We start from the raw sequence: 13,312 nt of genomic DNA, 5'->3' as shown, positions 1-13,312 counted from the left end.
CTGTCCCGGCCCCCGCCAACGGGCCGGGCTACAGCGACCCCAGTTTGCGGAAGTCCCAGGACGCGATCGTGTGCGGTGTCAGCCGTAGCCAGGCGTGCCTGCCGTCGTGGGGCATCTCGTCGATGCCGAAGTTCTTGCGGGCGAACAGCCCCTCCACCTCGACGAGTTCGGGGACCGGCTCGCCCGTGCGCGGTGCCTCCCCGACGAACTCGACGGTGCCGGACAGCTCGACGCCCCTCAGCTCGCCGTACTCCTCACCCGCGTCGACCACGACGGCGACGCGCGGATCGCGGCGCAGCGCGGACCAGCGCTTGCTGCGGGTGATCGAGTAGAGCCAGAGCGAGGTGCCGTCCCAGACGAACCAGAGCGGGCTGACGTGCGGGGACCCGTCCGACGAGACCGTCGCGACCCGGCAGGTCCGCCGGACCTTCAGGAACTCGTCCAGCTCGGCGGGCTCCATCATGATCTTCCGGCCCCGGCGCTGCGTGACGGTCATGGGATCCCCTCCGCTGACGTGGCGTCAGAAGAGCATGGGTCGTCTTCCGTCCATGCGCAAGGGGCGTTACGCTCGCCCGCCCGATCGCCGGCGACAAGGGGAACGTCATGCCGTCGTACGCGAGTGAGTCGAAGCGGCAGCGGGAGCTGGGCGGGGTTCTCGATCCCGCCACCACCGTCCTGCTCACCGTCGAGTGCCAGCGGGGTGTCGTCGGACCCGACGGCGCGCTGCCCGAACTCGCCCGGGAGGCCCGGTCGTCGGGGGCGCTCGCCAACGTGGCCCGGCTGGTCGCCGCGGCCCACGAGAGAGGGGTGCAGGTCATGCACGCGGTCGCCGAGCGGCGGCCCGACGGGCGCGGCGCCAACCGCAACGCCCGTCTGTTCCGCGCGGCCGAGCGGTTGCCCGTACGGCAGTTGACGGGTACCGCGGCCGTACGGATCGCGCCACCCATCGAGGTCGCCGAGGAGGACCTGGTCGTACGGCGGCTGCACGGGCTGTCCCCGCTGGCGGGCACCGAGGTGGACGCGCTGCTGCGGAACCTGGGGTGCCGCACGCTGATCGTCACCGGTGTCTCGGCCAACGTGGCCGTACCCAACGCGGTGTTCGACGCGGTGAACCTCGGCTACACGGTCGTCGTGCCCGGGGACGCCATCGCGGGGGTGCCTGCCGACTACACCCCCGCGATGATCCGCCACACCCTCGCACTGGTCGCCACGGTCGCGACCACGGACGAGGTGCTGGCCCGCTTCGAAAGGCCCGAGCGGCGGCCCGCCGGTACCTGACAGGCGTCAGGCCAGCATGATGGACTCGCCCGAGACGCTGACCTCCTTGGCCGGCAGCGGCTTGGTGGCCGGGCCGCTCTTCACGCTGCCGTCGGTGATCGAGAAGTTGCTGTTGTGACAGGGGCAGTTGATCACGCCGTCGGCGATCGACTTCACCGCACACCCCCGGTGGGTGCACGCGGAGGAGAACGCCTTGTAGGTGCCCGCCTCGGGCTGGGTGATGACCACGCCCTCGCTCGCGAAGATCTTGCCGCCGCCCTCGGGGATGTCCGTGGTCTTGGCGATCTCCGTGCCGCCCGCGCTGTCGCCGCCGCTCGCGCTGCCGCTGCTCGCCTCGGCGGTCGAGTCGCCGCTCGCGCCGTCGCCGGCCCCGGAACCGGACGAGACCGAGGTCGAGGAGTCGTCCTCCGACCCGCACGCGGTCAGCGTGACGGCGAGTCCCGCCACGCCTGCCGCAGCCATGACGGTGCGACGGCCCGGAATCGAGGCGGGTTTGTTCGTTTCGCTGGTCATGCTGACGGTTCCTTCCAGATGGCTTCGCACTTTCGCCCATGGATACGGCGGGCCCGTGCTTGAACGTTCAGACAGGGTGCACATCTTGGCCTGTCCGAGATCACGACGGCGTCAAAAGCAGCTGTCTGGAAGCTGTCGGTCGGCGCCGCCGCCGGACGGGTCGCCCCCGGGGGCCTCCGGCACGCCGGTAACCTGGGGCGATGCTCAAGGAAGTCAGCGCGACCCGGTACATCGCGCCGTTGCGAGAAGGCGGCTCGTTGCCCGGTCTCGTCGAGGCCGACGACCGCGGAACGTATGTCCTGAAGTTCACCGGCGCCGGTCAGGGCCGCAAGACACTCGTCGCGGAGGTGGTCTGCGGTGAGCTGGCCCGGCGGCTCGGACTGCGGGTGCCCGGCCTCGTCACCGTGGACCTCGACCCCGTCCTCGGGCTCGGCGAACCCGACGAGCAGGTGCAGGAGTTGCTCAAGTCCAGCGGCGGCACCAACCTCGGCATGGACTTCCTGACCCGCGCGATCGGCTTCGACCCGCTCGCCTTCGAGGTGAGCCCCGAGGAGGCCGGACGGATCGTCTGGTTCGACGCGCTGATCAACAACGTCGACCGCTCCTGGCGCAATCCGAACCTGCTCATGTGGCACGGCGCACTGTGGCTCATCGACCACGGCGCCACCATGATCTGGCACCACCACTGGCCCGGCGCCCGCACCTCCGCCGCCAAGCCGTACGACGCCGCCGACCACGCCCTCGCGCGGTTCGGCCCCGACGTCGCGGCGGCCGCCGCCGCGCTCGCGCCCCAGGTCACCGAGGAACTGCTCGCCGAGGTGACCGCCGAGATCCCGGACGTCTGGCTGGCGGACGAGCCCGGTTTCGACACGCCGGACGCGTTGCGGCGGGCGTACGCGGAGCCGCTGCTCGCACGGGCCGCCGGCATTCACGAACGCATCGAGGGGATCAAGTGAGCGACCGCTTCCTGGCGACCGGGGCGACCGGGCAGGACGTCTACGAATACGCGCTGCTGCGGGTCGTGCCCCGGATCGAGCGCGGCGAGTGCTTCAACGCGGGCGTCCTCGTGTACAGCCGCTCCCGGGCCCTCGTCGCGGCCCGTACCCACCTCGACGAGGCCAAGCTGCTCGTCCTGGACCCCGGGGCGGACGTGGCGGGCGTACGCGCCGCGCTGCGCGCCGTGGAGGGCGTGTGCGCCGGGGGAGACGCGGCCGGGCAGGCCGCCCGCGACGACGCCGGACGGCGGTTCCGGTGGCTTGTCGCGCCCCGTTCCACGGTCGTCCAGGCGGGACCCGTGCACACTGGGCTCACCGCGGATCCGGCGGCCGAGGCCGAGCGGCTGCTCGCTCTGCTGGTGAAGTGACGGACGGTGCCCGGCGGACGGGTGTGACGGATGGTTGCTGACGGACGGGCGTGTGACGGCCGGGTGAGCGGCCGTCGGCGGGACCGCCGGCCGGTCGCCGGAAGACGGACGTAAGGGATCACACCTGGTGGAGCGTTGACACCGGGTGCCAGGACTTCTAGCGTCACGTGTGCTGAAGGTACTAAGCGGTCGCTCACCACAATGGGGGGCGCCGCAGGAGCCGCATCCCAAGGGCGAGGAGAACCAGCAATGTCCACCACTGAGCAGCGTGTCGCCGTGGTCACCGGTGGCGCGCGCGGCATCGGCGCCGCGACCGCCGTACGTCTTGCCGCCGAGGGGCGGGCCGTCGCGGTGATCGACCTCGACGAGGCCGCGTGCAAGGACACCGTGGAGAAGATCACCGCCGCCGGCGGCAGGGCGCTCGCGGTCGGCTGCGACGTCTCCGACGAGGCCCAGGTCGAGGCCGCCGTCACCCGGATCGCCGAGGAGCTGGGCGCCCCGACCATCCTGGTGAACAACGCGGGCGTGCTCCGCGACAACCTGCTGTTCAAGATGAGCGCGTCCGACTGGGACACGGTCATGAACGTGCACCTGCGCGGGGCCTTCCTGATGGCCAAGGCCGTCCAGAAGTACATGGTGGAGGCCAAGTTCGGCCGGATCGTCAACCTGTCCTCGTCGTCCGCGCTCGGCAACCGGGGTCAGGCCAACTACTCCGCCGCCAAGGCCGGTCTGCAGGGCTTCACCAAGACCCTCGCCATCGAGCTCGGCAAGTTCGGCGTCACCGCCAACGCCGTCGCGCCCGGCTTCATCGTCACCGACATGACCGCCGCCACCGCCGCGCGTGTGGGCATGGGCTTCGAGGAGTTCCAGGCCGCGGCCGCCACCCAGATCCCCGTGCAGCGCGTGGGCCGGCCGGAGGACATCGCCGGCGCCATCGCCTACTTCACGGGCGAGGACGCCGGATTCGTCTCCGGCCAGGTGCTGTACGTCGCCGGCGGACCGCTCAACTAGGGGATCGGGAACATGACTTCGGTGGAACTCCCCGAGCTTTCGGGCAAGGTCGCCCTCATCACCGGCGCCAGCCGCGGCATCGGCTACGGCATCGCCGAGGCCCTCGTCGCGCGCGGCGACCGGGTCTGCGTCACGGGCCGCAACGAGGACGCGCTCAAGGAGGCCGTCGACCGGCTCGGCGCCGACCGCGTCATCGGCGTCGCGGGCAAGGCCCACGACGAGGCCCACCAGGCGCTCGCCGTCGAGCGCACGATGGAGGCCTTCGGTCGCGTCGACTTCCTGGTCAACAACGCCGGTACGAACCCGGTGTTCGGCCCGATCGCCGACCTCGACCTGAACGTGGCCCGCAAGGTGTTCGAGACCAACGTCGTCTCGGCCCTCGGCTTCGCCCAGCGGACGTGGCACGCCTGGCAGAAGGACAACGGGGGTGCGATCGTCAACATCGCCTCCGTCGCCGGCGTCTCCGCGTCGCCGTTCATCGGCGCGTACGGCATCAGCAAGGCCGCCATGATCAACCTGACCCTGCAGCTGGCGCACGAGTACGCGCCCAAGGTGCGGGCCAACGCGATCGCGCCCGCTGTGGTGAAGACCAAGTTCGCCCAGGCCCTGTACGAGGGCCGGGAGGCCGAGGCCGCGGCGTCCTACCCGCTCGGCCGGCTCGGCGTGCCCTCCGACATCGGCGGCGCCGCGGCGTTCCTCACCTCCGAGCAGTCCGACTGGATCACCGGCCAGACCCTCGTGGTCGACGGCGGCATCTTCCTCAACGCCGGGGTGGGCTGACAGAGTACGGCGGGTGCCGGTGCATGATTCACCGAACATCTCCGGCGCCCGTCCGCACCCCTCACCGGGGCTCGACAACGCCGTCACACGCGGACTGATCAAGGGCTTTGCCAGCCGTGCGGGAGCCGCTCGCGGGGCCTGCGGTATCGTTCGCCCACTCTTGGTACGGCATTTTCGAGGAGCATGCGCGTGTTCAACCGGAACCGATACTTGCCGCCACTCGCGGTGATCGCGTCCATATCCATGGTGACCGGGTGTGGTGTGTTCTCCTCGGATGCCTCCGAAGACGCGGACCCCATCATCGTGGGGACCACCAGTACGCCGAGCACCCTGGACCCGGCCGCGGCCTGGGACAGCTCCTGGGAGCTGATGCGCAACGTCTTCCAGCCCCTGCTCGGCTACTCGCCCGGCGGGTCCGAGCCCGAGCCGGACGCCGCCGAGAGCTGCGATTTCACGGACAGCTCCAGCACGGTGTACAGCTGCACGCTGCGTGAGGGCCTGAAGTTCTCCAACGGGAACACGCTCGACGCGCAGGCCGTCAAGTACTCGTTCGACCGCATCAAGAAGATCAACGTCAACGGTGGCCCCGCGGGCCTGCTGACGACCCTCTCCCGGGTGCAGGTGAAGGGCGACCGCGAGGTCGTCTTCCACCTCAGCCAGCCCGACGCGACCTTCCCCCTCGTGCTCACCACGCCCGCCATGTCGATCGTGGACCCGGCGGACTATCCCGCGGACAAGCTCCGCGAGGACGGGAAGATCACCGGCTCGGGGCCCTACGACCTCGCCTCCTACGACGAGGGCAAGACGGCCGAGCTGGTCAGCAACGAGAACTACAAGGGCCTCGCGGAGCGCAAGAACTCCGCCGTCACCATCGAGTACTTCCAGCAGTCGGACAAGATGGTCAAGGCCCTCAAGAACAAGGACATCTCGGTCATCTACCGGGGGCTCGGTGCCGCGGACATCGTGGACATCCAGGCCAACCACGATGAAGAGGGCCTCCAGATCGTGGAGAACGCCACCACCGAGATCAGCTACCTGGTGTTCAACCCCAAGGACCCCTGGGCCAAGAACCCCGCGGTCCGCAAGGCCGTCGCCCAGGTCCTCGACCGGCCGGCGCTCGCCCACAACATCTACAAGGACACGGTCGAGCCGCTGTACTCCATGATCCCCAGGGGGCTGGTGGGCCACACGACCGGTTTCTTCGACGACTACGGCAACCCCAGCGCGACCAAGGCGAAGTCCATCCTCACCGAGGCGGGCATCACCGAAACGGTTCCTCTCGAGCTCTGGTACACCACGGACCGGTACGGCTCCCAGACCAAGCCGGCCTTCGAGGAGCTGAAGCGGCAGCTGGAGGCGTCCGGTCTGTTCTCGGTCACGCTGAAGAGCCGTCCCTGGAAGACCTACTCACAGGGTTACCAGAAGGGCGAGTACCCCGTCTTCGGACGTGGCTGGAACCCCGACTTCAACGACGCCGACAACTTCATCGCCCCGTTCGTGGGCGAGCAGAACGCGCTCGGCACCCCGTACAAGGCCCCCGAGATCACGGACAAGCTGCTGCCGGAGTCGCGTGCCGAGAGCGACCGCGGGGCCGTCTCCGAGGAGTTCGAGGAGGCCCAGCAGATCCTCGTGGACGACGCCCGCCTGATCCCCCTGTGGCAGGGCAAGGCGTACACGGCCGCCAACGAGGAGATCGCCGGCCTGGAGAACGTCATCGACCCCGCGACGATGATGATCCTCTGGCAGCTGTCCTGGAAGACCAGCTGGTAGTTCCCAGGGGGCGGCCCGATTGTCAGTGGGCGCCTGTAGGTTCTGTGCTCTGACGGCGGTCGCGCCTCGCGCGGCCGCCCATGGCCTCGTGTTCCGTGGCCGTGAAGTGAGCGCACACCGGAGGAAGTTGACGTGACCGACATCGCCATGCTGCCCGAGTCCTGGCGCGGGGTCCTGGGGGACGAGCTGCAGCAGCCCTACTTCAAGGAACTCACCGAGTTCGTCGAGGAGGAGCGTGCCAAGGGTCCCGTCTACCCTCCCCGTGAGCAGGTCTTCGCCGCGCTCGACGCCACGCCCTACGACAGCGTGAAGGTGCTGGTCCTCGGCCAGGACCCGTACCACGGCGAGGGCCAGGGCCACGGCCTGTGCTTCTCCGTGCGGCCGGGGGTGAAGACTCCGCCCTCCCTGCGGAACATCTACAAGGAGATGCAGGCCGAGCTGGGCACCCCGATCCCGGACAACGGCTATCTGATGCCGTGGGCCCAGCAGGGCGTGCTGCTGCTCAACGCGGTCCTCACGGTCCGCTCCGGTGAGGCCAACTCGCACAAGGGCAGGGGCTGGGAGAAGTTCACCGACGCCGTGATCCGCGCGGTGGCGGACCGGCCCGACCCGGCGGTCTTCGTGCTGTGGGGCAACTACGCCCAGAAGAAGCTCCCGCTGATCGACGAGGAGCGCCATGTGGTGGTGAAGGGCGCGCACCCCTCGCCGCTGTCGGCCAAGAAGTTCTTCGGGTCCCAGCCGTTCACGCAGATCAACGCGGCCGTCGCCCAGCAGGGCCACGAGGCGATCGACTGGACGATCCCCGACCTCGGCTGACCGGCGGCTCGTCCCCCTTCACCCGCTTGTCCGCCCGTCCGGCTGCCCGCCGTACGGCCGCCGGGGCGCCCCCGCGGTCGTACGGAGCGGCCTGACGGGGATTGCCGGTGCCTGCCGTTAGCGTCGGGAGGGACAGGCGGCACAGGGGGCGACGAGTGCGGAGGACGCGGTGGTGGAGCGACAGGAGCAGGTGGCGCCGGACGCCACGATGACCCGGATCGGGCAGGCGGTCATGCTGCACCACGGGGGTGACCGCGAGGAGGCCCGGGACCGTCTTCTGAAGCTGTGGGCGGAGATCGGCGACGACGGCGCCCCGCTCCACCGCTGCACGCTGGCGCACTACATGGCCGACACCCAGGACGACCTGGATGCCGAACTGGCCTGGGACCTCCGGGCGTTGTCGGCGGCCGACGAACTGTCCGACGGCCGGGCGGCGGAGCACCACGACGAGCTCGCGGTGCGCGCCTTCTACCCCTCGCTCCACCTCAACCTCGCCGCCGACTACGCCAAGCTGGGCCGCCACGACGCGGCCCGCAGCCATCTACGGCTGGCCAGGGGCGCGCTGGCCACGCTGGAGAACGCCGCTCACGGCGACGGCGTCCGCGCCGCCCTGACCCGCCTGGAGGCCCGGCTCGACGAGGCGGGCCCCGCCGGAGGGGAAACGCCGGGGCCACCGCGGCAGCGGCCCTAGTGATCTGGTCTTGAGTTCACGTCTCGCCACGTGAGTCGTGGTTCGTTTCAGATTTCGGCTTGGGCGGTGACAGCGGCTGGCGGTTGCGGTCTGCTGGTGGAATGGGGGACAGCAGGCTGCAACCGCTGGTGTTATCCGAGGACGAGCGGCTGGTGTTGCGGGGGTGGGCCAAACGGCGGACAACCGCGCAGGGCCTGGCCAAGCGGGCACGGATCGTGCTGGCCTGCGCGGACGGGCTGAACAACACCGCGGTGGCCGCGCGGCTGGACACCGATCGCGGGACCGTGAGCCGGTGGCGGACCAGATTTCTGCAACGCCGTCTCGATGGCCTGTCCGACGAGCCGCGTCCCGGCGTGCCCCGCACCATCACCGACGCCCAGGTGGAAGAGGTGGTGGTGCGCACGCTGGAAGAGGTGCCCGAAGGCGCCCCCCACTGGTCGAAGCGGGAGTTGGCCCGGCGGGTGGGGATCTCACCGACGAGTGTGCTGCGGATCTGGCGGGCCTTCGGGCTGCAGCCCTGGCGCACGGAGACCTTCAAGATCTCTCCGGAGCCGCTGCTGATCGACAAGATCCGTGACGTGGTCGGACTGTATCTCGCCCCGCCGGCGAACGCGGCCGTATTCGCGGTCGACGAGAAACCGCAGATCCAGGCCCTGGAACGGACAGCTCCGGTAGTGCCGATGATCCCGGGCACCCCGGAGCGCCGCAGCTTCGACTACGTCCGGCACGGCACCGTGGACCTGTTCGCCGCCCTGAACACCGCCACCGGCAAGGTGATCGGCAAACTGTCCGCGCAGCACCGGGCCGTGGACTTCCGCGACTTCCTCGACGAGATCGACCGCCAGACCGATCCTGGCCTGGCGGTCCACGTGATCTGCGACAACCTCTCCGCCCACAAGGCACCGGTGGTGCACAAATGGCTGCTCGCGCACCCCCGGTTCGAGCTGCACTTCACGCCCACGTACTCGTCCTGGATCAACCAGGTCGAGCGGTGGTTCGCCGAACTACAGCGGCGCTGCCTCGAACGCGGCGTGTTCTGCTCCCTCGACGAACTCAAGACCGCGCTCGAAGACTGGATCAAGACCTGGAACGAGGACGCCAGGCCGTTCAAGTGGACCAAGACAGCCGACCAGATCATCGACCGGATCTGCCGCTACTGCGACAGGATCTCCGGACCAGATCACCAGCACCGGGACAGCGGCAGCCGCGCCAGGTCGCGGGCTCGCGCCGGGGCGGGTGCCCGTCCGGCGTTGCGCGCCCGCGCCGGGGTGCCTGTCCGCTCCGAGGCGCGCGTGTGGTGCGAGTGGCGCCCGTGTGTCAACGGCCGTACACGTTCTTGCAGATGGCCGCCTGTGGGGTGTCCTTGCCCCAGCCGCCGTAGGTGTGGCCGAGTGCGCAGATGTCGGAGTACTTCGGTGGGCGCGTCGGGATGGTCTCGGGGAGGGGCGGGATCTCGATGTGGGGCCGGGACTCGGGCGGTGGGCCGGGCCGGTCGGGGGGACCCTGCCGCTCCTCCCGGCGCGGTGGGGGTGTGGTGGGGGTGGCGGCTGCGGGAGTCGACGCGGTGGGCCTCGGCGCCGTGGACGCGCTCGGTGTGGGTTCCCGGGGCGGGCCGACCAGCGCCAGCGCCTCCCGCGCCGGGGCCTGCACGATCTGTGTCGCGGTGGTGCCGTCCGGGCGTGGCTCGGGCGGCCGGGCCGGGACGGGCGACGTCTGGGGCGCGGGCGGCGGGTGTTGCGCGGTCACGCAGCCGGTGAGGGCCGAGACTGCCACGGTGATCAGGAGCGTTGCGGTGGTGGTCGGTCGATGCACGCGCGCAACTCTGCTGTGTCCGCGCCGCTTTGGGGAGGGGGAGGCGAAGGATGCCCCCACACGGGTGACGCCCGGGCCCGCCGACGACGCCGCGCTCCCCCGCCCGGAGGTCGCGCGGCGCGCGCGCCGTACGCCTGGCGCCCGGATTCGCTCTGTACCCGACGGTCCTGTCGATCCGCTCAGTACCCGACGGTCCCGTCGATCCGCTCCCGGATCAGGTCCGCGTGCCCGTTGTGCCGCGCGTACTCCTCGATCATGTGGGTGTAGATCCACCGCAGGCTCGGCGCCTCGCCCGCTCGCCGGTGCACGGCCTTGCCGACGTCGTCCAGGGCGAAGCCCTCCACGTTGCGCCGGGCGATCGCGATCTCCTCCTGCCAGGTGCCGCGCGCCTCCTCCCAGGTGTCCGCCTCGGTGAGGTGGAACTCCCCGTCCGGGTCCTCCTCACTGAAGTAGATGGGCCCCTGGTCGTCGTCCACCAGCACCTTGCGGAACCAGATGCGCTCGACCTCGGCCATGTGCCGTACCAGCCCCAGCAGGGACAGCTCCGAAGGCGGCACCGAGGCGGTCCTCAGCCGGGCGTCGTCGAGGCCCTCGCACTTGATCGCGAGCGTCTCGCGGTGGTAGTCGAGCCAGCCTTCGAGCATGGTCCGTTCACCGGCGGTGACGGAGGGTTCGGTGCGCTGGATAGTCATGCCGGCCATCCTCGCAGCCCCCGTATGCTGCCGACGAGGCATTTCGACGGCACACCGCGGACGGGAGACCCCTGTGAAGGTCGGCTGCATCGGGCTCGGCGACATCGCGCAGAAGGCGTATCTGCCGGTGCTCGGCACCAGGCCGGGGCTCGAACTCCATCTGCAGACGCGGACCCCCGACACCCTCACCCGCGTGGCCGACGGCCTCCACCTCCCGCCCGGACAGCGGCACACCGACCTCGACGCGCTGCTCGCCCAGAACCTCGACGCGGCCTTCGTGCACGCGCCCACCGGCGCCCACCCCGAGATCGTGGAGCGGCTGCTGGAGGCGGGCATACCGACGTACGTCGACAAGCCGCTCGCGTACGAACTCGCCGACTCCGAACGGCTCGTACGGCTCGCGGAGGAGCGGAACACCGGGCTCGCCGTGGGCTTCAACCGACGGTACGCACCGGGGTACGCGCAGTGCGCCGACCACCCGCGCGAGCTGATCCTCATGCAGAAGAACCGCATCGGCCTGCCCGAGCTGCCGCGCACGATGATCCTGGACGACTTCATCCACGTCGTCGACACCCTGCGGTTCCTGGTGCCGGGGGAGGTGGAGGACGTGACCGTCCGCGCCCGGACCGAGGGCGGGCTGCTGCACCACGTCGTGCTGCAGCTCTCCGGGGCCGGGTTCACCGCGCTCGGCGTCATGAACCGGCTCAGTGGCTCGGCGGAGGAGATCCTCGAGGTGTCCGGGCAGGACACCAAGCGGCAGGTGGTGAACCTCGCCGAGGTCGTCGACCACAAGGGGCAGCCGTCCGTGCGGCGGCGCGGTGACTGGGTGCCGGTGGCCCGGCAGCGCGGCGTCGAACAGGCCGTCCTCGCCTTCCTCGACGCGGTGCGCGCGGGCAAGGTGCTCAGCGCGAGGGACGCGCTGGCGACTCATGAACTGTGCGAGCGGGTGGTGCGCGCGGTGGAGGACGGGTTCGCCGCCTGAGCCGAGGGCGGCGGCGAACCCTTCCGCCGCCTGAGCCGCACGGTCCGAACGCCCTCGAAGGTGCCCCACACCACCAGCACCAGCAGCGCCGTGTGCACCGGCCAGTCGCCGAAGCGGACGTACGGCGTCGTACCGCCGGCCAGCGGTACCTCGTACACGGCCGTCGTGCTCTCGTCCGTGCCGAGCCAGGAGCCGACGCGCTCGCCGTCCGGGCCGTACACCGCCGAGACGCCGGTGAGTGTCGCGTGCGCCATCGGGCGGCCGGTCTCGGCGGCCCGCAGCGCTGCCAGCGAGGCGTGCTGTTCCGGGGCCCAGCTCTGCTGGAACGTCGAGGTCGCCGACTGCGCGAGCAGCAACTCGGCGCCGTCCCGGACGAGACGGCGGCTCATGTCCGGGAACGCGGACTCGAAGCAGACCATGGGGCCGATGCGCAGCCCCTTCCCGGAGTCGAACACGACCTGGGTGGTGCCCTGCCTGCGGTCCTCGCCGGCCGCCTCGCCGACGGAGGTCGCCCAGCCGAGGAGCGAGCGCATCGGGATGTACTCGCCGAAGGGGACGAGGCGCATCTTGTCGTAGCGGTCGCCGGTGGGGCCGTCGGGGCCGACGAGCACCGAGCTCTTGTAGATGCCCGGACGGTCGGAGCGGCGGGCGTCGACGTTCACCAGGATGTTCGTGTCCGTCTCACGGGCCAGGGCGGCGATCCGGTCGGCGAGGTCGGGCCGGTCGGCCAGGTCGTGGCCCACGCTGCTCTCGCCCCACACGATCAGGTCCAGGTCCTGACCGGCGAGCCGCCGGGTGAGCGTCTCCTCGCGGGCGAACCGGCTGTCGGGGCCGTCGGTCACACCGGGCTGTACGACGGCGATCCGCACCTCGCCCCGGACGTCGGGTCGCGGCGACCAGAGCCACACCGCCGAGGTCGCGGTGGCCGTCGCGACGAGACCGGCGAGCGCCGGCGCCCGGGACCGGCGTACCGAGACCAGCACGGTGACCGCGACGTTGACGGCCACCACCAGGAAGCTGAGCAGCCAGACCCCGCCGACCGAGGCCAGCCGCAGCGCCGGTTCCACCTGCCACTGGCTGGACCCCAGCAGGCCCCACGGCCCGCCGAGGCCCTGCCAGGAGCGGACGAGCTCGATCGCCAGCCAGCCCGACGGCACGACGAGCAGCGCGGCGGCGACCCGCCCCGGCGAGGGCGTACCGGCCAGGAACCGGCGCACCAGCCAGGCCCACGGCGCCCACAGCGCACCCAGCAGGCCGGCGATGACGAAGGTGAACACATGGAGGTTCGGCAGCAGCCAGTGGTGCATGGCCAGCATGAACGCGCATCCGCCGAGCCAGCCGTCGTACATCGCCCGGCGGCCGGTCGGGGCCGTGCGGACCAGCAGCATCCACGGCACCAGCGCCCCGTACGTGAACCACCACAGGCCCGGCGCCGGGAACGCGAGCACGGGCAGGGCCCCGGCCACGACGACGGCGCCCCGGCGCCGCCATGGGGAGGCGACCCAGTCCGGCGTCCTCATCTCAGCGCCTCCCTCCCCGGCGGTGCGTCTCTCCAGTGTGCGCGCCGGGGACGATCTCCGACAGGGGGCGTGGGTGGGGCGTGG

At 71.0% G+C, this 13,312-nt stretch carries 13 protein-coding genes and 1 pseudogene; 10 read left to right on the top strand and 4 right to left on the bottom strand.

Translation table 11 applies throughout. The features are described from left to right. Positions 1–28: 28 nt before the first annotated feature. Positions 29–496, bottom strand: coding sequence for a pyridoxamine 5'-phosphate oxidase family protein (locus OG202_RS09030; RefSeq protein WP_327730667.1), 468 nt, complete (start codon positions 494–496; stop codon positions 29–31). 107 nt (positions 497–603) lie between these two features. Between OG202_RS09030 and OG202_RS09025 the strand changes: the two genes are divergently transcribed. Further along, entirely contained in the window at positions 604–1,278 is a 675-nt protein-coding gene (locus OG202_RS09025; RefSeq protein ID WP_326584230.1) for a cysteine hydrolase, read from the top strand. 6 nt (positions 1,279–1,284) lie between these two features. On the opposite strand, the gene OG202_RS09020 is transcribed toward OG202_RS09025, so the two are convergent. Then, positions 1,285–1,791, bottom strand: coding sequence for a Rieske (2Fe-2S) protein (locus OG202_RS09020; protein WP_326584231.1), 507 nt, complete (start codon positions 1,789–1,791; stop codon positions 1,285–1,287). A gap of 200 nt (positions 1,792–1,991) precedes the next feature. On the opposite strand from OG202_RS09020, the gene OG202_RS09015 reads away from it, so the two are divergent. The 8 genes and pseudogenes from OG202_RS09015 to OG202_RS08980 all read left to right on the top strand — a co-directional run. Beyond that, positions 1,992–2,747: a HipA family kinase gene (locus tag OG202_RS09015; protein WP_326584232.1), complete on the top strand. Its 756-nt coding sequence runs from the start codon at positions 1,992–1,994 to the stop codon at positions 2,745–2,747. After that, on the top strand, positions 2,744–3,154 hold the full coding sequence (locus OG202_RS09010) for a DUF3037 domain-containing protein (RefSeq protein WP_326584233.1): 411 nt from the start codon (positions 2,744–2,746) through the stop codon (positions 3,152–3,154). Before OG202_RS09015 ends, OG202_RS09010 begins: the two co-directional genes overlap by 4 nt. Before the next feature lie 249 nt (positions 3,155–3,403). Further along, positions 3,404–4,165 carry a 3-oxoacyl-ACP reductase FabG gene (gene fabG, locus OG202_RS09005; protein WP_326584234.1) on the top strand — a complete coding sequence of 254 codons (762 nt, stop codon included), beginning with the start codon at positions 3,404–3,406 and terminating at the stop codon, positions 4,163–4,165. A gap of 12 nt (positions 4,166–4,177) precedes the next feature. Then, positions 4,178–4,945, top strand: a complete 768-nt coding sequence (locus OG202_RS09000; RefSeq protein ID WP_327730670.1) for an SDR family oxidoreductase — start codon at positions 4,178–4,180, stop codon at positions 4,943–4,945. 189 nt (positions 4,946–5,134) lie between these two features. After that, positions 5,135–6,715, top strand: coding sequence for an ABC transporter substrate-binding protein (locus OG202_RS08995; protein WP_326584236.1), 1,581 nt, complete (start codon positions 5,135–5,137; stop codon positions 6,713–6,715). Positions 6,716–6,847: 132 nt separating this feature from the next. Beyond that, on the top strand, positions 6,848–7,531 hold the full coding sequence (locus OG202_RS08990) for a uracil-DNA glycosylase (RefSeq protein WP_326584237.1): 684 nt from the start codon (positions 6,848–6,850) through the stop codon (positions 7,529–7,531). A 169-nt stretch (positions 7,532–7,700) separates the two neighbouring features. After that, the gene (locus tag OG202_RS08985; protein WP_326584238.1) at positions 7,701–8,222 is read left to right on the top strand and encodes a hypothetical protein; all 522 of its coding nucleotides are present in this window, start codon (positions 7,701–7,703) and stop codon (positions 8,220–8,222) included. A 101-nt stretch (positions 8,223–8,323) separates the two neighbouring features. Next, positions 8,324–9,406 (top strand): annotated as a pseudogene (locus OG202_RS08980) (IS630 family transposase); the annotation flags it as partial. 807 nt (positions 9,407–10,213) lie between these two features. Here the strand turns inward: OG202_RS08980 and OG202_RS08975 are convergent. Further along, a complete protein-coding gene (locus tag OG202_RS08975; protein ID WP_328222579.1) occupies positions 10,214–10,726 on the bottom strand; it encodes a DinB family protein in 513 nt (170 codons plus the stop codon). Positions 10,727–10,799: 73 nt separating this feature from the next. On the opposite strand from OG202_RS08975, the gene OG202_RS08970 reads away from it, so the two are divergent. After that, the gene (locus OG202_RS08970; RefSeq protein WP_328222578.1) at positions 10,800–11,708 is read left to right on the top strand and encodes a Gfo/Idh/MocA family protein; all 909 of its coding nucleotides are present in this window, start codon (positions 10,800–10,802) and stop codon (positions 11,706–11,708) included. Here OG202_RS08970 and lnt read toward each other — a convergent pair. Then, positions 11,654–13,228 carry an apolipoprotein N-acyltransferase gene (lnt, locus tag OG202_RS08965; protein ID WP_328222577.1) on the bottom strand — a complete coding sequence of 525 codons (1,575 nt, stop codon included), beginning with the start codon at positions 13,226–13,228 and terminating at the stop codon, positions 11,654–11,656. The genes OG202_RS08970 and lnt overlap by 55 nt on opposite strands. Positions 13,229–13,312 lie beyond the last annotated feature (84 nt).

Origin of the sequence: Streptomyces sp. NBC_00310, assembly GCF_036208085.1 — a bacterium.
GTDB lineage: Bacteria > Actinomycetota > Actinomycetes > Streptomycetales > Streptomycetaceae > Streptomyces.
Note: the sequence above shows the minus strand (reverse complement) of the source record. Positions and strands in the feature narration are given on the sequence as shown.

Excerpts from the sequence above, each read along its gene's own strand:
- lnt (WP_328222577.1), bottom strand. The coding sequence starts at position 13,228 with ATGAGGACGCCGGACTGGGTCGCCTCCCCATGGCGGCGCCGGGGCGCC.
- OG202_RS09020 (WP_326584231.1), bottom strand. The coding sequence starts at position 1,791 with ATGACCAGCGAAACGAACAAACCCGCCTCGATTCCGGGCCGTCGCACC.
- OG202_RS09015 (WP_326584232.1), top strand. The coding sequence starts at position 1,992 with ATGCTCAAGGAAGTCAGCGCGACCCGGTACATCGCGCCGTTGCGAGAA.
- OG202_RS09025 (WP_326584230.1), top strand. The coding sequence starts at position 604 with ATGCCGTCGTACGCGAGTGAGTCGAAGCGGCAGCGGGAGCTGGGCGGG.
- OG202_RS09000 (WP_327730670.1), top strand. The coding sequence starts at position 4,178 with ATGACTTCGGTGGAACTCCCCGAGCTTTCGGGCAAGGTCGCCCTCATC.
- OG202_RS08975 (WP_328222579.1), bottom strand. The coding sequence starts at position 10,726 with ATGACTATCCAGCGCACCGAACCCTCCGTCACCGCCGGTGAACGGACC.
- fabG (WP_326584234.1), top strand. The coding sequence starts at position 3,404 with ATGTCCACCACTGAGCAGCGTGTCGCCGTGGTCACCGGTGGCGCGCGC.
- OG202_RS09030 (WP_327730667.1), bottom strand. The coding sequence starts at position 496 with ATGACCGTCACGCAGCGCCGGGGCCGGAAGATCATGATGGAGCCCGCC.